Source organism: Oricola indica, from assembly GCF_965227485.1.
Lineage (GTDB): Bacteria > Pseudomonadota > Alphaproteobacteria > Rhizobiales > Rhizobiaceae > Oricola > Oricola indica.
In genome coordinates this window covers 1838233-1857679 of the sequence record NZ_OZ245747.1, presented here as the reverse complement: position 1 = coordinate 1857679, position 19447 = coordinate 1838233, and the positions used below count along the sequence as shown (strand labels likewise).

Genomic DNA, 19447 nt, shown 5'->3' with positions numbered 1-19447 from the left:
ACAACCGCCGGATGACGCATCCGACGGCGTACTCATTGACCTGTTATAGGAATGCGCAAAGGTGCTTTCAACGCGCATTGTGGCTTTTTGCTTTGCTTTCAATCGCTTTGGCGCACCGAAGCGGTTGAAACCGCAGCCATGTTGTCTCTCGGAGAAGATACCACTAGGTTTTGTCAAAATCGTTCGGTAGTGCCGCGTGCGCCAGTTTCAGTTCGTCATCGCCATCGCCCTTGCGGCGCTTCTTGCCGGTTTCATGACCTGGCAGATGGTCTATCGTTCGGCGTTCAGGGAACTGGCGGATGTCCAGCGTGCCGACCTCGTGCTGGCCCGCCAGTCGCTGGGCAGTGAAATCGAGCGTTTCCGAAATCTGCCGCGTGTCTTGCGCCATGACGAACGCCTGCGCGCCCTTGTCGACGACCCCCGCGCGTCCGGCCGCGCCGCGCTGGTCAACACCTTCCTCGCCACCATTCGCGACCAGACGAATGCCGACGAACTGTTCCTGCTCGACGACACCGGCCTGACCATAGCCGCCTCCAACCATGACACGCCGCTGACCTTTGTCGGCCAGAACTACCGCTTCCGCCCGTATTTCCGCGATGCGATGGAGACCGGCAGGGGCCAGTTCTACGCCGTCGGCGCGACAACAGGTCGCCCCGGCTACTTCCTGTCCTCGCGCATCGATGGCGAGAGCGAGACCGGCGTCATCGTCGTCAAGGTCGACATGACGACCTTCGCCGCCTCGTGGCACGACAACGCGCCCGGCACCGCGCTGATGGACCGCGACGGCGTCGTCTTTCTGTCCGGCGATCCGGACTGGCAGTACCGCCCCTTCACCGCCCTTTCCGGCGAGGCGCGCGGACGCATCGAGGCCAGCCGCAAATATACCGGCATCGAGCTGCAGTCCGCCAAGCCGCTCTATTCGCCGGATCTCGGCCGCGAAGCGCTCGACAAGGGCCGTGTTGTCGCCGGCGACACGATGCTGTCGCTCCTGCCCGTCGGAGAAAACGGCTGGACCCTGATCGGACGCGCGCAACTCGCACCCGTCACGCGCTCGGCGCTGACCGGCGCGGTTCTGGCCGGTGCCGCCGCGCTTCTGCTTGCCGGCATCCTCGTTATCATGCGCCAACGCCAGTCGATTCTGCGCATGAAGCTCGACCGCAACGCCGAGCTGGAAGCCAAGGTTGCCGACCGGACGGCCGAACTTGCCCAGGAAATCGAGGAGCGCAAGCGTACGGAGGAGGAGCTGCGCGACGCGCAGGAAAGCCTCGTCCAATCCGCCAAGCTCGCCGCGCTTGGCCGCATGTCGGCGGCGATCGTCCACGAGGTTTCGCAACCGCTTGCCGCCATGGACATGACGCTCGCCACCGCAGGCGTGCATACGAAGTCCGGCGACACCACCCGCACCGCGTCCGCCCTTGATCACGCCCGCGAGACCGTTCGCCGCATGCAACGCATGGTCAAGCACCTGAAGACATTCGCAAGGCGCGACGCCGGCCAGCTCTCCGATGTCGATATCCAGTCCTGCATCGAGGGCGCGATCGCCCTCGCCGAACCGCGCCGCAGGGCCGTCGACGCCGAAATCGAAATCGGCGCGCGGGCGGAGGATATTTTCGTGCGCGCCGGACCGGTCCGCCTGGAACAGGTCTTCCTCAATGTCCTGATCAACGCGTTCGACGCCGTGGACGGCCGCACCGAGAGACGCGTCACGGTCAACACCGAGACCGGTGACGACACGGTGACCATACGCATTGCCGATACGGGCGTCGGAATCGCGTCGGACGATCTCGCCCGCATAGCGGAACCGTTTTTCTCCACCAAGGAAACCGGGGAAGGCCTTGGCCTCGGCCTGTCGATCTCGACCTCGATCATCGAGGATTTCGGCGGCACGCTGCGCATTGAGAGCGAGCCCGACAAGGGCACTGCGGTGTTGATCCGCCTTCCCGCCACGCCGGCCACCCGAACCGCGGCTCCGGCCGAAACGGAAGCGGTCCCGGCATGAGCGACACGCGCATCCTCTTCGTGGACGACGAGGCCGAGGTCCGCCGCTCGGCCACCGAATGGCTGACGCTCTCCGGCTTTTCGGTCGAAACGGCTGCCGACGTCGCCGAGGCCAGGGCGAAACTCTCCCGCGACGGCGCCGACATCGTCGTCACCGACATCCGCATGCCCGGCGAGGACGGAATATCCCTCCTTCACCATGTGACCGAAAGCCATGCCGGCATTCCGGTCATCCTTCTGACCGGCCACGGCGATGTCTCCATGGCGGTCTCCGCCATGCGCGACGGCGCCTATGATTTTCTCGAAAAGCCCTACGACGCCGATCATCTCGTGGCGGTCCTGCGCAATGCCGGCGAGAAAAGCCGCCTGTCGCGCGAACTCGCCCGCCTGCGCGCCCAGTTGGCCGGCGCGTCCGGCCTCGACAATCGCATGATCGGCGAAAGCGACGCGATGCGGCGCATGAAAGACCGTCTGATGCAACTCGCCGGTCATGGTATCGACGTGCTGATCCACGGAGAGACCGGCACCGGCAAGGAAGTTGCCGCGCACCTGCTGCACGATTTGGGACCGCGCGCCGCGAAACCCTTCGTTGCGATCAACTGCGCGGCGATCCCGGAATCGATCTTCGAGAGCGAACTTTTCGGCCACGCCAAGGGCGCCTTCACCGGCGCCGACAGCGCCCGCGAGGGCCGCCTCGTCTACGCCAATGGCGGCACCGTCTTTCTCGACGAGATCGAATCCATGCCGCTCGGCCTCCAGACCCGGCTGCTGCGCGTCATCCAGGAACGCGAGGTCGAGGTGCTCGGCCACAACGCGCCGCGCCCGCTCGATGTGCGTTTCGTCGCCGCGACGAAATCCGACCTCAAGGCGCTGGGCGAGAAAGGCGAATTCCGCTCCGACCTCTATTACCGCCTTGCCGCCTCCGAACTGAGCCTGCCGCCGCTGCGCGACCGCGGCGACGACGTCATAGCCCTGTTCGGCCATTTTACAGCCGAGGAGGCTGCGCGCAGCGGCCTTTCCCCGAGGCCCTTGCCGGATGCCGTGCTGAGCGCCCTGCTCGCCCATGACTGGCCGGGCAATGTGCGCGAATTGAAGTCGCTCGCGACCCGCTTTTCCCTCGGCCTCTCCGACGGCATACCCGGCCGCACCGAGGTGCCAGAGGGCGGCGCGCCCGGCCTCGCCGAAACCATGGCGCGGATCGAAAGCGGCATCATCCGCCGCGCTCTCAGGGAGGCCGGCGGCAACCAGGCCGAGGCGGCCCGCCGCCTGCAGATTCCCCGCCGCACGCTCGGCGAAAAGATAGACCGGCTGGGTATTCGCGAAGACGGCGAGACCTGAGGCGCTTGCGGCGGTTTTTTGCCGCTGCGCCACTGCCGGGTGGCGGAAAACCGCCGCTTTCCTTCGCGCCGCAACAAAATGGCGTCCCGCAAGCCTTTGAAATCCTTGAATGTGGACAGGTCGGGAGGATCTGGCACACGGTTTGCAATTGATTTCGCACGGCTACCGCCGAAACGATGTCATTTTGGGAGGAAACCATGACAACGACCACCAGACGCACGATTCTGTCCGCCACTGCCGCGCTGGCCCTCGCCACGACGTTAGGCTTCAATGCCCAGGCGCAGGAGCCGCGAAATTACATCCTCGCCACCGCCTCGACCGGCGGCACCTATTATCCCGTCGGCGTCGCCATCTCGACGCTCACCAAGGTGAAGCTCGAGCCGAAGCAGAAACTCGGCATGTCGGCGATTTCCTCGGCCGGCTCGGGCGAAAACGTCAAGCTGCTGCGCGACGGCGAGGCCCAGTTCGCCATTATGCAGGGCCTCTACGGCTACTATGCGCGCACCGGCACGGGTCCGATCGAGTCCGAAGGTCCGCAGGAAAACCTGCGCTCGGTCTCCATGCTCTGGCAGAATGTCGAGCACTTCGTGATCCGCTCGGAATTCGCGGAAACCGGCTCCATCGAGGACATGGCCGCGCTCAAGGGCAAGACCATGGCGCTCGGCTCGCAGAATTCCGGAACGATCGGCTCCAACCGCACGATCCTGTCCGGTTTCGGCATCGACATCGATAACGATTACGACCTGCTCTACGGCGGTTACGGGCCGGCGGCGGAAGCCGTGCAGAACGGCCAGGCAGCCGGCATGGGCACACCCGCCGGCGTTCCGGTCAGCGCGGTCACGCAGCTCTTTTCGACCGCCGGAGACGACGTCACCCTGCTCTCCTTCTCGCCCGAGCAGATCGTCACCGCCAATGGCGACCGCGACCTGTGGACGGAATACCTCATCCCCGGCGGCACCTATCCGGGCCTCGATGAGGACGTGACCACGATCGCCCAGCCGAACTTCCTCGCGACATCGGCCGACCTGCCGGAAGAGGACGTCTACGAGATCACCAAGACGATGTACGAGAACCTCGCCTTCCTTCAGGCGATCCACCCGGCCACCAAGGCCATGGCGCTCGAAAAGGCGATTGCCGGTCTGCCGCTGCCGCTGCATCCGGGCGCGCTGCGCTACTACGAGGAAGCCGGCCTCGACATTCCGGACCGTCTGCGGCCGTAACCGCGACTGACTTCGGGGCCGCCGCGCGCGGCCCCTTTTCACCCCTTTCCTTCTCCGCGCCGGGAGGATGTCCATGCGCGCCGAAACCTTGACGCAGACCGGCTCGCCGGGACTGAACCGCCACGGATTATCTCTCGTGACGCTTGTCGTCGCGGTCGTCATCTCTGTCGTTCATATCTGGATGAACTCTTTCGGCAGCGTCGCCGTCCTCACCCAGAACGGCTTCCATTTCGCCGGTTTCGTCCTGCTGTGCGTGCTCGTCTCGCCGATCGCGCCGGCAGCCTGGGCCAAACGGCCCGCCATACGCATTCTGGACATCGCCTTCGGTGCGGCCGTCGCGGCGGCGGCGATCTATGTCATCAATGCCGAGAGCGCCATCTATGATCGCGGCGTGCGGCTGATCTGGAGCGACTGGCTGGCCGGGATCTTGTGCATTCTCGGCGTGCTGGAATTCACCCGCCGCACGACGGGCTGGATCATCCCCGTCCTGATCCTCCTCGCCATCACCTATGTGACCTGGTGGGGCCAGTATGTGCCCGGCGTCTTCCGCTTCCGCGGCCTGCATGCGGAAACCGTTCTGTTCCGCTCGCTCTATGGCGACGACGCCATGTTCGGCTCGATCGCCCGCATCTCCTCGACCTATGTCTTCATGTTCATCCTGTTCGGCGCGTTCCTGCTGAAATCCGGCGCGGGCGAATTCATTGTCGATATCTCGCGCGCGGTCGCCGGCAGGATGACCGGTGGTCCGGGCTTCGTCGCTGTGCTGTCGAGCGGCCTGACCGGCACGATCTCCGGCTCCGCCGTCGCCAACACCGCCTCGACGGGCGTGATCACGATCCCGCTGATGAAACGCGCCGGCTTTCCTGCCACATTCGCGGGCGGCGTCGAGGCGGCCTCCTCGACCGGCGGCCAGCTGATGCCGCCGATCATGGGCGCCGGCGCCTTCGTGATGGCGAACTTCACCCAGATTCCCTACACGACCATCGTCACGGTCTCGATCCTGCCGGCGATCCTATATTTCCTGACCGTTGGCTTCTTCGTACGCATCGAGGCGAAACGGTCCGAGGCGACAGCGCTTGCCGACGAGGACGGGCCAGGTCTATGGACCGTCTTCCGCAATGGGGGGCCGTCCTTCGTCATTCCGGTCGCCCTGCTGATCTTCCTCCTGGTGCGCGGCTTCACGCCCACCTACGCGGCCGGCTACGCCATTCTCGCCTGTATCGTCGCCTCCTGGCTGACGCCGAACCGCATGGGCCCGGTTCGGATCATCGAGGCGCTGGAACTCGGCGCGCGCAACATGATCATGACCGCAATCCTGCTGGTCGGTGTCGGCCTCATCGTCAACGTCATCACCACCGCCGGCATCGGCAACACCTTCTCGCTGATGATCTCGTCATGGTCGCAGGGCAACCTCCTCCTCGCGCTTGTCCTCGTGGCGCTCGCTTCGCTGGTTCTCGGCATGGGCCTGCCCGTCACGGCCGCCTATATCGTGCTCGGCACCCTGTCGGCTCCGGCGCTCTATCAGTTGATCCTGCAGTCACAGCTCGCCGACATCCTGGCGTCCGGCCAATTGCCGGAAACCGCCAAGGCGATCTTCATGCTCGCTACGCCGGAAAAGATGGCCGCCCTCGCCGGGCCCATGCCGATGGCCGAAGCCCGGGCGATGATCGAGGCCTTGCCCGTCGAAAGCCTGTCGATGCTCTACGACCAGGCCTTCCCGGCCGCCGTCCTCGCGGGGGCGCTCCTCTCGGCGCACATGATCATCTTCTGGCTGAGCCAGGACTCCAACGTCACGCCGCCGGTTTGCCTCGCCGCCTTCACCGGTGCGGCAATAGCCGGGAGTCCGCCCATGAAGACGGGTTTCGCCGCCTGGAAGATCGCCAAGGGGCTCTACTTCGTGCCGCTCCTGTTCGCCTACACGCCGTTCCTGTCCGGCGACTGGTCGCAGATGCTCTACATCTTCGGCTTCGCCGTCTTCGGCCTGTGGGCAGTGGCGGCCGCCATCGAGGGCTATTGGGAAAACCGTATGAACATCGCCGAGCGCATCGTCACGCTGGCCGTCGGCGCAGCGCTGATGTGGCCCGCGCCGCACTGGGTGAATTTCACCGCACTGGCCGGATTTGCCGTGGTGTTCGGGTGGAACATCGCGAAGGGACGCCGTCAGGCAGCGCGGGCCTGATCCCGGAAAGTCCTAGTCGGGCAGTCCGGCCTTGCGAAACCCGTCGGCGAACAGCTCCCGATAGTCCGGATCCTGGATCGAGGCCGTCTCGAGCAGAGCCGTGACTGTCGCCGACCGCCCGAGCGCCTCGTATTCCATTGCCATCCACTCCGCGTCGTCGACCATATCCATCTGGCCGTAGGTGGCGATCAGGAACCGGTAGGGATAGGGCGCGGTCGGGTTGCGATCGCGCGCCACCGTCAATGCCGTCTCCGCCTTCTTGTAGTCGCCAAGGAAATAGGCGGCCATGCCTTCCGCCAGATAGTACCAGTAGGGCGCGAGCGGATTGCGCTGAAACCCTTCCGCGATCAGCGGCAACGCCTCGTCCGCGCGCCCATCGAAGATATAGGTGTTGGCGAGGAACATATAGGCGTCGACATAGTTCGGATCGAGCTCGATAGCCCGCCGGAACTCCGAAATCGCCGTTTCGAAATCCGGTGAAAAGCTGCGCGTATGGAGCCGGCCGAGCGCGAAATGCGCGAATGGGAGGCTGTCGTCCATGCTGACCGCGCGGCGGGCGTAATCCAGCGCCTTGTCGACTGCGGGTCCGATTGGATCGACCCAGCGGTTCTCCGCTCGGAAACTGTAGACTTGGGAAAGATGGGCATACGGCAGCGCGAATTCCGGATCGAGCCGCACCGCTTCCTGCAACGCCGCTTCCGCGTCCCGGTTCGTTTCCCGCGTATAGAGGTTCTCAAGTTCCCTGCCGCGCAGATAGGCATCGTATGCCGCGGCGTTCCGGGTCCCGTATATGCCGAGCCTTTCGCGCTCCGCCTTGGAGAGCCGGACCGTCAGGACGGTCATCAGGCTGTTGAGCAGCTTTTCCTGGAACGCGAAGATGTCCTCAGTCGATCCGTCATAGCGTTCCGCCCAGGCGTTCTCGCCCGTCTCTCCATCGACCAGGGCCGCGGAGACCCGCAATGCCGCGCCATTACGCCGCACGCTGCCCTCCAGCACGTAGTCGGCGTCGAGAATGTCGGCGACTTCGCGGATATCCATCGCGTCAGCGTCCAGAGAAAAGGACGCGCCACGCGAAACGACCTTGAGATCGGAGACCTTTGACAAGCCGACAATGAGATCTTCCGCCACGCCAGTTGCGAAATAGGCTTGCGCCTCGTCTCCACTTGCATTGGCGAACGGCAGCACCGCGATGGTCCGCACGACGCTTTCGGGCACCGGGCGCATCACCCACCATGTGGCGATCGCGACGACCAGCAATGACATGGTGCCGGCCAACGCGGCAACGATCCGGGGGCTGCGACGCGGCGCCATCGGCGTCTCGCCAGGCTTGTCATCCGCGCCGGCAAGATCCAGCCGATAGCCCTTCTTGGGAATGGTCTTCAGAAGCTTCGACGTCTGCGGGCCGAGCGCACGCCGTATCTCGGAAATGCACTGGACCAGGCTATCGTCTGTCACGAACGTATCGGGCCAGACCGTCTTCATCAGGTGGTCCTTGGTGACGACGCCACCGGCATTCTCCAAGAGGACCGAAAGCACGGTCGCCGTCTGCGGCCGAAGCACGGTCGTCTGGCCGTTATCGTCGGTCAATTCGTTGGCGTCCCTGTCGAACCGGAACGGCCCGATACCCGCCACCGGACGCGAATTCGTCATTCTTTCGGGCCGCTTTCGTGACTTTCGGCATGCATTTCCCGTTCGATCTTACCCGCGCCTCGGCGGTTCACAAACCGAAATCGGAACAGCCCGGCGGACGGCGAATTGGCAGAGAGGAGAACTGGAAATGAAAAGCCTTATCAATTCATTGGCAATCTGCATCGCACTGACGGGCATGGCGCATGCGAGCGACGAACCCGCGCCGCAGGACGGAACGCTTGTCTTTGCGAATTCCTGTGAAGCGGCGCCACAGTCCGAAAGCACCTGGCCGGACCGCTTTTCGAAGGCTGCGGAACTGGCCCGGCTCGAATGCGCGAAACCGGACTGGTCCTGGGAAGATTGAGCCAGTGAAAATGCCCGCCAGCTTCCCGGCGGGCGGCATGTCTCGGGAGGAGACTTATACGTTTTCGAGAATGATGTGCCCGACGGCCGTGTTCGATGCCGGCACGTGGTAGTGGCGGTGAACTTCCTTCACCTCGTCGTTCAGCGCACCGCGCATCACGTGCCACATCACCATCTCGACGCCTTCCGAGCCCGCCTCGCGCAGATATTCCACATGCGGCGTCTTGCTCAGCCCCACCGGATCGGCGGTCAGCCGGTCGAGAAAGGCCTTGTCCCATTCCGGATTGATCAGGCCGGCGCGCTTGTACTGCAGCTGGTGGCTCATGCCGCCCGTGCCGAAGATCATCACGTTCAGGTCCTCGTCGAAGCTCTCGATCGCCTTGCGCACCGCCTTGCCGAGATTGAAGCAGCGATTTCCGGTCGGCGCGGGGTACTGGACCACGTTGACGGCGAGCGGAATGACAAGCGACGGCCATTCGTCGTCGGGGCCATGCTCGCCGAACATGACCGACAACGGCACGGTCAGGCCATGGTCGACATCCATCTCGTTCATGATGGTCAGGTCGAACTCGTCGAGGATCAGCGACTGCGCGATGTGGCTGGCCAGTTTCTGGTGGTTCTTGACCACCGGCACGGGACGCGGGCCCCAGCCCTCGTCGGCCGGCTGGAACTCCGCCGCGCAGCCGAGCGCGAAGGTCGGAATGCACGAGGCGTCGAAGGCCGTGCAGTGGTCGTTATAGACGAGGAAGATCACGTCGGGCGTGTTCTCCTTCATCCACTCGCGCGACTTCTCGAACCCCTTGAAGACGGGCTGCCAGTAGGGCTGGTCGGTGATGTGGGTGTCCATCGCCACGCCGATGGCGGGCACGTGCGAACAACCGACGCCTGCGGTAATACGGGCCATTATTCTTCTTCTCCCCATTCCTTCTTGTAGCGGTTGCCCTCGATCGGGCGGCCGCCATGCAGCATCATGTCGCGATAGGCCTCGACGCCCATGCCGGTCATCAGGCCGGCGAGGTTCTGGAAATTGATGCCGTGATAGGCGGCGAGCTTCGCCGTGTAGTAGATGTTCCCGCCCAGTTCGAGCATGCGGTTCCAGTCCTGGTCGCGCACGGCCTGTTTCTGTTCCTCGGTCATCGGGAACTTGGCGAGATGGGCCTCCGGATCCGCCGTGTAGGCGTCGCGGCCCTTCTGCTTGCCGAGCGAGATGCAGAACTGGTTCAGGTGATACCCTTCGCGCGAGCGGTCCGCATCGAACACGAAGGTCCCTGGAATGTCCTCGTAATCCTTGTCCATGGTCGGCGGATATCTCCCTGTTGTCCGGCGCGTTGCTATCCGATCATATTCTCAATCTAAAGCGAAAACGGGCGATACAAGAGCACCCACCCATTCAAACTCTCACCCTGCGATAATATTGCGCTATAGACGCCATGGCCGAAGGCACGAAAGCCCCCGGGTTTCGGCGGCTTCGGTCAGCGAACCGGCTAATTTGCCGTCAAACGGCGTCGAAGCAAGCGTGCCTCATGTTCACGGCTCTCTTTTGGAGCTTGAATCAAGCCCGTACGCCCGGCTTCGATGTCTGCATTGCGTCCCGAGTTGGGCAGCTGGCGCACAGAGGCGGTTGGCCGCTTTGAGCCCAAAGTGACGTTTCCTTCACTGTTTACGAAGGTCCGTTTCAGTGACAAATCTTATGTTCTCTGGGTCAGACGATACTTCCGGCAGGCATCACAGTGTCACCACTATCTTCGCCGCCGACACACCGTTTTTTTGGCGTTCAAACGCTGACTGAATAGCGCCCAGGCCGTGGCCCACGACCAGAGGAGGCGGTGCGGCGACGAGGCGGCCGGTCTCCAGGGCTTCGGGCAGAAATCGCTCATAGATCGCCCGGCCGAGGTCGGTATCCATCAGGGCCGAACCCCAGATCGTGCTCGTACGCACACCGTTTCGCTTTGCCGCTATCCACATGCCGCCAATGCCAACGACCATTTTCGGCACCATCTTGGTCATCATCGTCCAGACATTCGGGCGGTCGGGTATCGCGTCTATGTCGATCGGGAAGGTTGCGATCGCCATCTTGGGATTGCCCTCGGTCGCACCCAAAACAGCAATGCAAGCCTGGGTCGACCCAGCGCCGATCGCCACGGCACCAGCCATTTCATGCCCCTGAAGCGCGCGCGTCACGCGTTCTGATGCGTCATCGCCGTGGTAATCATGGACCTCGGCGGCCCCCAACTCCTTCAGATACGCGAAGTTGTGTGGCGACGCCGTGGTGACGACCCGGTATCCTGCGGCCTTCGCGAGTTGGATCGCATTACAACCCACGCTCGTCGATCCGCCCCAGACCAGCACTGTCTGGTCTTTGTCAGACGGATCGGATGTCGGCAGATCCAGTCCCAGTTGATCCGTCCCGAACAGGCCGCAGGCCGCGGTGGAAAGGGCAAGAGGAAGCACCGCCGCCGTCTCGAATGACATTGCGCTCGGGATCGGCGAAGCCATGTGCGCCATCACGTTTGTATAAAGCTGAAACGCGGACTCAGAGGCCTTGTTGCGCACCTTCTCCATCCCGGTTGCGTGCCCGACCACCCGGTCGCCGACGCGGAACCGGGTCACATCCGATCCGACGGCGACGACCTCTCCCGCCAGATCGAACCCCAATATCATCGGGTATTTTAGCCATCCGTAGAGTGCGTCGCCCATTTTTTGCTTGAAGCGGTCGATGGGATTGATTGCGACAGCCCGGTTGCGCACTTGGATCTGGCCGGGTTCGGGCGGGACAATGGGTGCGTCCGCGACGGCCAGCGGGGCGAACGCGGCATTGAGCCAAGCGGCAGAGTTCGATGACATAGCGTTTTCCTATCAGTGATAGGCTCTCTGCCTATCGTTGATAGGCTCTTTTTGCAAGAGGTTTCCAGGCTGCTATAAGGTCACTCCAGCAATCGCAGAAATGAGTCCCCGGGCATGCCACCAAAAGCTTCAAGCACCGACAGCCCGTCCCGTCGGGAGGAGATTTTGCGCGTGGCAAGTGCGCTGTTCGGCCAGCATGGCGTGCAGGCTGTGACCACCCGCCAGATCGCGCTGGAGGTTGGTATTTCGCAGCCTTCGATTTATGCACATTTCCCGTCTATTCAGATGATACAGGAGGAAGTCGGCGCGCGGGCTTTCGCGCTCCTGGAGCAGGCGATTACGTCATCGATGGACGACAGCCCCGAGGCGCAATTGCGCAACGCCATTCGCGGCTATCTTGATTTTGGAATGGCCAACCCGGAGGCCTACAGGATCGCTTTCATGTTGGAGCATGGCGCGACGACCCAGAAAGCGGGTCAGGGAATTGCCGAAGCGTTCGCGCTTGAGAGTCATCCGGGGCCACGTGCATTCGGACATCTGGCGCGCATTGTCGCCCTTAATCGTCCAGACTTGTCCAAGCAGGCTGTCCAGACCAGATCACAGTGCCTTTGGGCAGCACTTCACGGTCTTGTCGCGCTGATCCTCGCCCGCCCTCTTTTTCCATGGGTGAAGCAGGACGAGTTGCTGAAAGAGCAAGCTCGGCTGGCCTTCAACATGATTTTTGATTGAACGATGGATTGGTTGCTGCCGCGAGTAGCCTGCGATTCATGAGTTCATGACCCGGTGCAACAGAGCGACTGCCGATAGCGGTCATCGGCTTTCGCCCATTTGTGCGTACACCCCCCAACAAAACTGACCTTGCCAGGTGACGAACCGCATCGCGTGGGCGTCACGCTCGCCGGCTGGGGCCTTTTGTCCTTGCCGATGCATTGGACCCGACAAGCCGGATCGCGCTTGCCGGGTCTCCAATCGAGCGGGGGTCGCTGTATGGCTGAATCGACCTCAGCTCTGGGCGGGTGTAGCCGGATTGCCCTTGCGTGATGGCGCCTTGGTGAAGCGCTTATCATCGCCATGAGCATCCCGATCTCCATCTTTTCGGCCGGGCCTGGAGGAGAACGCTTCCTCCAGCTCCGCGATATTCGCGCTATGAAACACGCGGCAGCTGGATCGTGCGTTCAGGGCGGGCAAGAAGAACATGGCGGGTCCTTTCCTTTTGAATCCGGGATGATGAAACCGGCGTTCGGAGTGCCGCGCATTCAGCCCGGCACCCTCCGGCGAGAAAGCGTAATCATCAGGCCTTCGTAGCGTTTGATTTCGTCCTTCAGGCGCAGCCGGCGGCGCTTGAGCTTCTTGAGGATCAGGCTGTCGCGCCAGGACTGCTTCTGCTCCGCCGAAACCTGTTCATCGATTTGGCGATGGCGGGTCCTCAGAGCTGCAATGCGCGCCGCGATCGCAGAACGACTGAGACGTTTGGTGGTCATGATCGTAAATCCTTCCAATCTGTTTCACTGATGCCGGGGACGCGATTTCAACGTCGAAAATCACTCCGTCCCCGACGTGCCTCGGCATGCATGGTGCTCGACCGGGGCTCACGCCGCCATCATTGTCGCGCCGGCTATCTCGATCTCGATCTCCGCGACCAGCCGGTCCGGCAGGGCAAGCGCCCTGGACAGTCTCTCCAGATGCGCCCTCTCAAGCGGATGATCGGGATCGATCGCGGAACGCGACACGATATAGATCTCGCTTGCCTGTTCGATCCCGTTCGCATGGCTGGCGATGGTCAGGGCGTCCGGCGGGTTCTGAAGCGCTTCGAAGATCGCAGCCTTGTCGGCCGCGTCCAGCGGCAGTTTCCCGACCGCGTCGAAGATTTTCTTCTGCTCGCTTTGGTCGACATGGCCGTCCGCATGCGCCGCCGAAATCATCGCCTCGATAAGAACGAACTGGAAAGGCTTCCCGTTGCGGGCTTCCTTGCCCGATGGATCGAAGCTTTCCGGCGGAAGCGCGGATGCATGCCGGTTGCCGCTGCCATGGGCGTCGTTCGTCGCGGCGGATTGTCCCTGCCATTTCTGGTAGGCGCTGTAGGCGATCGCTCCGAGCGCCGCGGCTCCACCGACTGCGGCTGCGCCTGTCGCGACCTTGCCGGCGCTCTTTCGCAGCTTCTTGTTGCCCGCAACCAGTCCGACAAGTCCGCCGGCCGCAAGCCCGCCGACAAGGCCGCCGGGAATACCTTTCGACGCAGCGGCGGGACCCGCCGGCGCATCGTTCCCCGCGGAATGGCCTCCGAGAAACTGGTCGAGCACTTGATTGAGGTTCATGGCGACGCTCTCCTTCACGTTCGCGTTGTCTACGTGAACTGATTTGGGATCCCGCACAGGAATGTTCGAATAGACGATCAGCGAATTTCCGATAGAAACTCTCTATCGAAATCACCGAATCCAGCCCCATATGGACGATCACGGCCATTGGGCGTTGCAAGCAGGGAGAACGACGATGACAACGTTGAGGCAATTGAACTATCTCGTTGCCCTGTCGCAAGAGTTGCACTTTCGGCGTGCGGCCGAACGCATGCACGTCACCCAGCCGACCCTCAGCGCGCAAATCCAGGAACTCGAACGCCATTTGAACGCCCCTCTGGTCGAAAGGGGAACGTCTCGTGTCATGCTGACCCCACTTGGCCGAGAGATAGCGGATCGCGCGCGTCGGATTATCGCCGAGGTGCAGGACATCGTTGATCTTGCAGCATCGTCGCAGCATGGTTTCGATGGCACGATCAGACTTGGCGTGCCGCCGACGCTCGGCCCCTATCTCTTGCCGCATATCGTGTCGGACCTTCATTCGAAGTATCCGCGATTGAAGCTCTATGTCCGCGAGGGAAAGCCCGCGGACCTTCAGGAAGAGCTTCACACAGGCGCGTTCGATCTCGTCATTTCGCCGCTGCCGATCCAGCACGCCGATTTCGAAGTCGAGCGGCTTTTTCGCGAACCGCTACAGCTGGCTGTTGCGGATGATCATCCCCTCGCCCGGAAGGGAAAGATCCAGCGCTCCGATCTCGTGGGCCAGCATGTGTTGGCGATCGAGAGGGGTCATCATCTTCATGAACAGGTCAGTCAGCTATGCGACGATCTGGATGCCGTCCTGTTGCGAGACTACGAGGGAACGAGCCTCGACACGATCAGACTGATGGCCGGGATGGGTGTCGGCATCGCGTTCTTGCCAGCAATGTATGTTCGCTCGGAAATCGCAAGCCGTCGCGGCCTCACGGTTTTGGACATCGGTGTGCCCAATCTCTATCGGCAGATCGGTCTGACCTGGCGAAGGCGATCCGTGCATGCGCCCTTGTTCAAGGAATTCGCCGAACTCATTCGCGCCACGGCTGAAGATCGGCTGCCCGAGATCACCGTCATTCGTTAGGCGCCGCGTCCGGGACGACGCCAGCCGGTCAGTCCGATTTCCGCCAGAAGATGACGCACACGATTGGAACAGCGGAGAACGATAGAGAAAAACTATTGGAAGCAAGCGCATTTTCGATTGGTATTCGTGCCTGACAAAGCCGATTTATCGGCTGGTGTGAAGCAGAGGTTTCGAAATGCACAGAGACGAACTGGAAATCCGGACACGCGATCAATTGAACGCGCGGCGCAATTACTTCCTCGGGGTTTGGGCAGGAACCCAGCTCGGTCTCCAGCATCGCGAACTCGACGATTATATCGAGGAAGTGATGTTGTCCGATTTCGAAGAGCCTGGCCCCTTCGACATCCTCGCAAAGGTTCAAGCCGATCTCGCAAACGCCGGCATCGATCTCGAGAGTGGCGATTTGCTGAACCGCTTCAAGAACATAGAGCAAAACGTCCGACGAGAGTTGCTTTCGACCGACTAGCCCGTCGTGGCAGTCGAAGCGATTGCCAAAGGCTGCGGCTAAGCCCCTGAACATCAATCGGCTCTGACCGGCGCGCGGCATATTTCGCACACGCGCAGGTTCATTCTTCTGCGAGCTCTGCGATTTCATGCGTCTTCGCAGAGACGTGTTCGGTCGAACTCGATGGATGCGCGGCCGAGTGCCCCAGCCTTTCCCAATTCAACTCCCGACACACCTGTCGGCGCGGACACATGACTCATGGATAGCATCTTCAGCCTTGCCATCGCCAACCTGCTGACGCCGATGGTTCTGTTCTTCGGACTCGGATTGCTGGCGGGAGCATTGCGATCGGACCTCACCCTGCCGGAAGCGGTCAGCAAGGGCATTTCGCTCTATCTGATGCTGGCAATCGGCTTCAAAGGCGGCGCGGAACTTGGCTCCAGCGGGCTGACCGGCAGCATACTCACCGCCATGTTTGCAGCGGTCATGCTGAGCTTCGTCATGCCGGCGATCGCCTTCTTCCTGTTGCGCATGATGACCCGCCTCGGCTCGGTCGATCGCGCCGCCATCTCGGCCCATTATGGGTCGATCAGCGTTGTCACCTTCGTTGCCGCAGCCGGGTTCCTGACCTACGAGGGCGTTGCCTATGGCGGCTTCATGGTTGCGCTCATGGCGCTGATGGAAACACCGGCGATCGTCTCGGGTCTGGCGCTGGCAAGGCTCGGCCATTCGGAGCCCGGAGCGCAAAAAACGCCCCTGATGACGCGCAAGGTCGCGCATGAGATTTTCCTGAGCGGCAGCATCGTCCTGCTGATGGGCAGCTTCGCGATTGGATGGATCACCGGCCACGACGGCATGAAAATCATGGCTCCGGTGATCGATGATCCCTTCAAGGCAGTCCTGGCCGTCTTCCTGCTGGACATGGGTTTGCTGGTCGGAAGAAGGATCGGCGACTTTGCGTCGGTCGGCGCTTCGCTGATCGCATTCGGCATTCTCATGCCGATCGTCGGCGCGTTTCTCGGCTTCCTGTCCGCATTGGCGATCGGGATGGAGAGCGGAGACGCCATGCTTCTGATGGTGTTGGCGGCGAGCGCTTCCTACATCGTCGTGCCGGCGGCGATGAGACTATCCCTGCCGCAGGCAAATCCGGCGATCTATGTCACCCTGTCGCTCGCGGTCACGTTTCCGTTCAACCTCGTCGTCGGTATTCCTCTCTATTTCTCAATCGCTCAGACTTTTCTCGGAAACTGAACACCGGTGCGCGACATGAAACAGCTCCATGCGAAAAAGAAGATCGAAATCATCATCGAACAGATCATGGCCGACAAGGTCATCGAAACCCTCGAGAAAGCCGGAGCGAAAGGCTACAGCATCGTCCGGAAAGTGTCGGGAAAAGGCAACCGGGGCATTCGCCGGGGAGGTCCGCTCCCGGATGTCTTCGGCAATGTGATGATCGTGGCCATCGTTTCCGAACCGGTCGCCGAGGAGTTGCTCCGCGTCGCTGACGGCATGCTCAGGGATACCGCCGGAATCGTCTATGTTTCCGATGTCCAGGTCTTGCGGGCGGATCACTTTTGACCGGCAATCAGGAGCTTGACGTTCCTGAAATGCGCTGGCCTATCGATTGACAGCCGTTCGGGCAGAGCGCCGTCAGGCGAGTTGCGGCGCGGTTTCCGGTCTATTCGGACCGCCGCTCATAGGTGACGAACCGCATCGCGTGGGTGTCTCTTTCGCCGGCCGGACACGCCTCTTCCTCCACGATTTCCCAGACTGCGGGATCGACTGCGGGAAAATGCGTGTCGCCCTCCACCTCGGCCTCCACATGGGTCACGTAGAGCAGGTCGGCGATGGCAAGCGCCTGGGCGTAGATTTCGCCACCGCCGATCACGAAGATTTCGTCCGCGAGCGGCGCTTCGGGATCGTTCGGGTCCGGTTCGGCGCTTTCCAGATGCGCCGTGGCGAGTTCGATCGCCGCATCGAGCGATCCGACCCGCATGACCCCGTCCGCCGACCAGTCGAAATTGCGCGTGACGGCGATGTTCAGGCGTCCCGGCAGCGGCCTGCCGATGCTCTCCTGGGTCTTGCGTCCCATGATGACCGGCGCGCCCATCGTCAGCTGCTTGAACCGCTTGAGATCCGACGACAGGTGCCACGGCATGTCGCCGTCACGCCCGATCACCCCGTTCCTGGAAACGGCGACGATGACCGAGAGGATCGGATGCAGGACGCTCATCCTTCCGGAGCCACGATGAACAGCAGGTCGAGATCGCGTTCCGGCACGAAACCGTCGAGATCCATCTCGAAAGTGGTCGGGCCGGTCTTGGTCACCCCCTCGCCGCAGAACGAGACGAGATTGTCGGTCGAGCCCTTGTCGACGATCAGCCGGAAGCTACCGATCGGCCCGAGCCAGTTGGCTCCCGTCGACAGCACATAGGAAAGCCACCGCTCCGAATAGTGGCCGCCATCGTCGGTTTCCGTCGCCGCGCGCTTGCGAACCGCCGACATGAAACCGGAATCGACGCAGTATTTGTTCGCGTAATAGGGATGCGGCTCGGTGCGCGTCCCGTCGCCGAGCACATACGTCCCCGCCGCGCCGCCAACGGCCGGCGTGTAGCGGTGTTCCACCGCAACCTCACGCCCGACCGGAAACGTCATCCGCCACCAATAGGCGGATTTCAGGGTCCACGCGGCAACCACCATCGGCCGCTCGCCGGCGCCGAGATCGCCCTCGATGGTCACGATCCCCCAGGCTTCCAGGTCCCTGAGCGCGTCATCCGACAAATGCCCGACATCCAGCCCCTGGTAAGCGCCGATCGGCGCGACCGGAAGGCCGGCCTCGATAACCCTGTCCGTCACGTCCACGCCCGCCACCAGGGCGCGCTGCTGCAATTCAGGCCTGATCGCTGTCCCGTCCACGATCACGGTGAAGCCGAGGAAATTGTCCTCGAAATTCGGGATCGCGACCTCCCAATAGGGGCTCACCTCCAGATCGGGCATGGGAAAGGCGACGACAGTCTCGACATCGTGGTCGCTGCGGTTGCGGAACACGTAGTCGACCCGCACCTCGTCCATGGAAATATAGAGGATTTCGCTTTCCATCGCGATGTCGCGGGTCTGCGCGAGCACAAGTCCGCCCGCGCCGATTTCCGCGGTGGAGTCGTTCGCCATGCCCGGAACGATCGCCGCCGCGAGGAATGCACCCGCCAGGATCGCCGAACGAATCGTCACACCGCCACCGGTGCCTTGATATGCGGATGCGGCTCGTAACCGACGATCTCGAAATCCTCGAAGGTGAAGTCCGTCAGTTCGTTCACCTTGCGCCCTATCTTGAGGAAGGGCAGCGGCCGCGGCGCGCGCGAAAGCTGCGTCTCGGCCTGTTCGAAATGGTTGGAGTAGATATGCGCGTCGCCAAGTGTGTGGACGAAATCGCCCACCTCGTAACCGGTCACCTCGGCCAGCATGTGCGTCAGCAGCGCATAGGAGGCGATGTTGAACGGCACGCCGAGGAAGATATCGGCAGACCGCTGGTAGAGCTGGCAGGAAAGCTTGCCGTCGGCGACATAGAACTGGAACAGGCAATGGCAGGGCGGCAGCGCCATATCGTCGACCAGTGCGGGGTTCCACGCCGAGACGATATGCCGGCGCGAATAGGGATTGATCCTGATCCCCTCCACCAGATTCTTGATCTGGTCGACATGCCCGCCACCCGGCACCGGCCATGACCGCCACTGGTAACCGTAGACCGGCCCCAGATCGCCATTCTCGTCGGCCCATTCGTCCCAGATCGAAACGCCGTTCTCCTTCAGCCAGCCGATATTGGTGTCGCCTTTCAGGAACCACAGCAATTCATAGACGATGGAGCGGATATGCAGTTTCTTCGTCGTCAGCAGCGGAAAGCCTTCCGACAGGTCGAAACGCATCTGGTAGCCGAAGACGGAGCGTGTGCCGGTGCCGGTCCGGTCGCCCCGGTCAGTGCCGCTGCCCATCACATGCTCAAGAAGATCGAGATACTGTTTCATG

At 62.4% G+C, this 19447-nt stretch carries 19 protein-coding genes; 9 read left to right on the top strand and 10 right to left on the bottom strand.

The genetic code is table 11. The features are described from left to right. Positions 1 to 196: 196 nt before the first annotated feature. The 4 genes from ACQK2M_RS09410 (at position 197) to ACQK2M_RS09395 (ending at position 6735) form a co-directional block, all read left to right on the top strand. Positions 197 to 1999, top strand: coding sequence for a sensor histidine kinase (locus ACQK2M_RS09410; RefSeq protein WP_425417572.1), 1803 nt, complete (start codon positions 197 to 199; stop codon positions 1997 to 1999). Next, positions 1996 to 3336, top strand: coding sequence for a sigma-54-dependent transcriptional regulator (locus ACQK2M_RS09405; RefSeq protein WP_425417571.1), 1341 nt, complete (start codon positions 1996 to 1998; stop codon positions 3334 to 3336). Before ACQK2M_RS09410 ends, ACQK2M_RS09405 begins: the two co-directional genes overlap by 4 nt. A gap of 197 nt (positions 3337 to 3533) precedes the next feature. Then, positions 3534 to 4556 carry a TAXI family TRAP transporter solute-binding subunit gene (locus ACQK2M_RS09400; protein WP_425417570.1) on the top strand — a complete coding sequence of 341 codons (1023 nt, stop codon included), beginning with the start codon at positions 3534 to 3536 and terminating at the stop codon, positions 4554 to 4556. A gap of 73 nt (positions 4557 to 4629) precedes the next feature. Beyond that, a complete protein-coding gene (locus tag ACQK2M_RS09395) occupies positions 4630 to 6735 on the top strand; it encodes a TRAP transporter permease (RefSeq protein WP_425417569.1) in 2106 nt (701 codons plus the stop codon). A gap of 12 nt (positions 6736 to 6747) precedes the next feature. Here ACQK2M_RS09395 and ACQK2M_RS09390 read toward each other — a convergent pair whose 3' ends face one another. Further along, positions 6748 to 8385 carry a winged helix-turn-helix domain-containing protein gene (locus ACQK2M_RS09390; RefSeq protein WP_425417568.1) on the bottom strand — a complete coding sequence of 546 codons (1638 nt, stop codon included), beginning with the start codon at positions 8383 to 8385 and terminating at the stop codon, positions 6748 to 6750. Between the two features lie 127 nt (positions 8386 to 8512). Between ACQK2M_RS09390 and ACQK2M_RS09385 the strand changes: the two genes are divergently transcribed. Next, positions 8513 to 8728, top strand: coding sequence for a hypothetical protein (locus ACQK2M_RS09385; RefSeq protein ID WP_425417567.1), 216 nt, complete (start codon positions 8513 to 8515; stop codon positions 8726 to 8728). Between the two features lie 54 nt (positions 8729 to 8782). Here ACQK2M_RS09385 and ACQK2M_RS09380 read toward each other — a convergent pair whose 3' ends face one another. The 3 genes from ACQK2M_RS09380 to ACQK2M_RS09370 form a co-directional block, all read right to left on the bottom strand. Further along, complete coding sequence (locus ACQK2M_RS09380) at positions 8783 to 9631, bottom strand: class III extradiol dioxygenase subunit beta (protein WP_425417566.1); 849 nt, start codon at positions 9629 to 9631, stop codon at positions 8783 to 8785. Further along, the gene (ligA, locus tag ACQK2M_RS09375) at positions 9631 to 10023 is read right to left on the bottom strand and encodes a protocatechuate 4,5-dioxygenase subunit alpha (RefSeq protein ID WP_223475623.1); all 393 of its coding nucleotides are present in this window, start codon (positions 10021 to 10023) and stop codon (positions 9631 to 9633) included. The genes ACQK2M_RS09380 and ligA overlap by 1 nt, the downstream gene beginning before the upstream one ends. A 429-nt stretch (positions 10024 to 10452) precedes the next feature. Next, on the bottom strand, positions 10453 to 11571 hold the full coding sequence (locus ACQK2M_RS09370; protein WP_425417565.1) for a zinc-binding alcohol dehydrogenase family protein: 1119 nt from the start codon (positions 11569 to 11571) through the stop codon (positions 10453 to 10455). A gap of 171 nt (positions 11572 to 11742) precedes the next feature. On the opposite strand from ACQK2M_RS09370, the gene ACQK2M_RS09365 reads away from it, so the two are divergent. Further along, positions 11743 to 12300, top strand: a complete 558-nt coding sequence (locus ACQK2M_RS09365; RefSeq protein WP_425417564.1) for a TetR/AcrR family transcriptional regulator — start codon at positions 11743 to 11745, stop codon at positions 12298 to 12300. A gap of 527 nt (positions 12301 to 12827) precedes the next feature. Here ACQK2M_RS09365 and ACQK2M_RS09360 read toward each other — a convergent pair. Next, entirely contained in the window at positions 12828 to 13052 is a 225-nt protein-coding gene (locus ACQK2M_RS09360; protein WP_425417563.1) for a DUF465 domain-containing protein, read from the bottom strand. Positions 13053 to 13160: 108 nt separating this feature from the next. After that, entirely contained in the window at positions 13161 to 13886 is a 726-nt protein-coding gene (locus ACQK2M_RS09355) for a tellurite resistance TerB family protein (RefSeq protein ID WP_425417562.1), read from the bottom strand. A 175-nt stretch (positions 13887 to 14061) separates the two neighbouring features. On the opposite strand from ACQK2M_RS09355, the gene ACQK2M_RS09350 reads away from it, so the two are divergent. After that, on the top strand, positions 14062 to 14982 hold the full coding sequence (locus ACQK2M_RS09350) for a hydrogen peroxide-inducible genes activator (RefSeq protein ID WP_425417561.1): 921 nt from the start codon (positions 14062 to 14064) through the stop codon (positions 14980 to 14982). 28 nt (positions 14983 to 15010) lie between these two features. On the opposite strand, the gene ACQK2M_RS09345 is transcribed toward ACQK2M_RS09350, so the two are convergent. Then, positions 15011 to 15577, bottom strand: a complete 567-nt coding sequence (locus tag ACQK2M_RS09345; RefSeq protein ID WP_425417560.1) for a hypothetical protein — start codon at positions 15575 to 15577, stop codon at positions 15011 to 15013. Positions 15578 to 15685: 108 nt separating this feature from the next. Here ACQK2M_RS09345 and ACQK2M_RS09340 point away from each other — a divergent pair, with 108 nt between their 5' ends. Both ACQK2M_RS09340 and ACQK2M_RS09335 read left to right on the top strand, forming a co-directional pair. After that, positions 15686 to 16678, top strand: a complete 993-nt coding sequence (locus ACQK2M_RS09340) for a sodium-dependent bicarbonate transport family permease (protein WP_425417559.1) — start codon at positions 15686 to 15688, stop codon at positions 16676 to 16678. Positions 16679 to 16693: 15 nt separating this feature from the next. Then, entirely contained in the window at positions 16694 to 17005 is a 312-nt protein-coding gene (locus ACQK2M_RS09335; protein WP_223475632.1) for a P-II family nitrogen regulator, read from the top strand. A gap of 100 nt (positions 17006 to 17105) precedes the next feature. Here ACQK2M_RS09335 and ACQK2M_RS09330 read toward each other — a convergent pair whose 3' ends face one another. From ACQK2M_RS09330 to ACQK2M_RS09320, 3 genes are read right to left on the bottom strand one after another with little or no spacing between them, the layout of a single operon-like run. Then, positions 17106 to 17660, bottom strand: coding sequence for a dihydrofolate reductase (locus ACQK2M_RS09330; protein WP_425417558.1), 555 nt, complete (start codon positions 17658 to 17660; stop codon positions 17106 to 17108). Then, complete coding sequence (locus ACQK2M_RS09325) at positions 17657 to 18655, bottom strand: DUF4424 domain-containing protein (protein WP_425417557.1); 999 nt, start codon at positions 18653 to 18655, stop codon at positions 17657 to 17659. The genes ACQK2M_RS09330 and ACQK2M_RS09325 overlap by 4 nt, the downstream gene beginning before the upstream one ends. Next, positions 18652 to 19446 carry a thymidylate synthase gene (locus ACQK2M_RS09320; protein ID WP_425417556.1) on the bottom strand — a complete coding sequence of 265 codons (795 nt, stop codon included), beginning with the start codon at positions 19444 to 19446 and terminating at the stop codon, positions 18652 to 18654. Before ACQK2M_RS09320 ends, ACQK2M_RS09325 begins: the two co-directional genes overlap by 4 nt. Position 19447: the final 1 nt, after the last annotated feature.

Coding starts and splice junctions, on each gene's coding strand:
- ACQK2M_RS09360 (WP_425417563.1), bottom strand. CDS start 13,052: ATGACCACCAAACGTCTCAGTCGTTCTGCGATCGCGGCGCGCATTGCA.
- ACQK2M_RS09395 (WP_425417569.1), top strand. CDS start 4,630: ATGCGCGCCGAAACCTTGACGCAGACCGGCTCGCCGGGACTGAACCGC.
- ACQK2M_RS09405 (WP_425417571.1), top strand. CDS start 1,996: ATGAGCGACACGCGCATCCTCTTCGTGGACGACGAGGCCGAGGTCCGC.
- ACQK2M_RS09370 (WP_425417565.1), bottom strand. CDS start 11,571: ATGTCATCGAACTCTGCCGCTTGGCTCAATGCCGCGTTCGCCCCGCTG.
- ligA (WP_223475623.1), bottom strand. CDS start 10,023: ATGGACAAGGATTACGAGGACATTCCAGGGACCTTCGTGTTCGATGCG.
- ACQK2M_RS09340 (WP_425417559.1), top strand. CDS start 15,686: ATGGATAGCATCTTCAGCCTTGCCATCGCCAACCTGCTGACGCCGATG.
- ACQK2M_RS09400 (WP_425417570.1), top strand. CDS start 3,534: ATGACAACGACCACCAGACGCACGATTCTGTCCGCCACTGCCGCGCTG.
- ACQK2M_RS09350 (WP_425417561.1), top strand. CDS start 14,062: ATGACAACGTTGAGGCAATTGAACTATCTCGTTGCCCTGTCGCAAGAG.
- ACQK2M_RS09335 (WP_223475632.1), top strand. CDS start 16,694: ATGAAACAGCTCCATGCGAAAAAGAAGATCGAAATCATCATCGAACAG.
- ACQK2M_RS09380 (WP_425417566.1), bottom strand. CDS start 9,631: ATGGCCCGTATTACCGCAGGCGTCGGTTGTTCGCACGTGCCCGCCATC.
- ACQK2M_RS09345 (WP_425417560.1), bottom strand. CDS start 15,577: ATGAAATCGCAGAGCTCGCAGAAGAATGAACCTGCGCGTGTGCGAAAT.
- ACQK2M_RS09320 (WP_425417556.1), bottom strand. CDS start 19,446: ATGAAACAGTATCTCGATCTTCTTGAGCATGTGATGGGCAGCGGCACT.
- ACQK2M_RS09390 (WP_425417568.1), bottom strand. CDS start 8,385: ATGACGAATTCGCGTCCGGTGGCGGGTATCGGGCCGTTCCGGTTCGAC.
- ACQK2M_RS09355 (WP_425417562.1), bottom strand. CDS start 13,886: ATGAACCTCAATCAAGTGCTCGACCAGTTTCTCGGAGGCCATTCCGCG.
- ACQK2M_RS09330 (WP_425417558.1), bottom strand. CDS start 17,660: ATGAGCGTCCTGCATCCGATCCTCTCGGTCATCGTCGCCGTTTCCAGG.
- ACQK2M_RS09385 (WP_425417567.1), top strand. CDS start 8,513: ATGAAAAGCCTTATCAATTCATTGGCAATCTGCATCGCACTGACGGGC.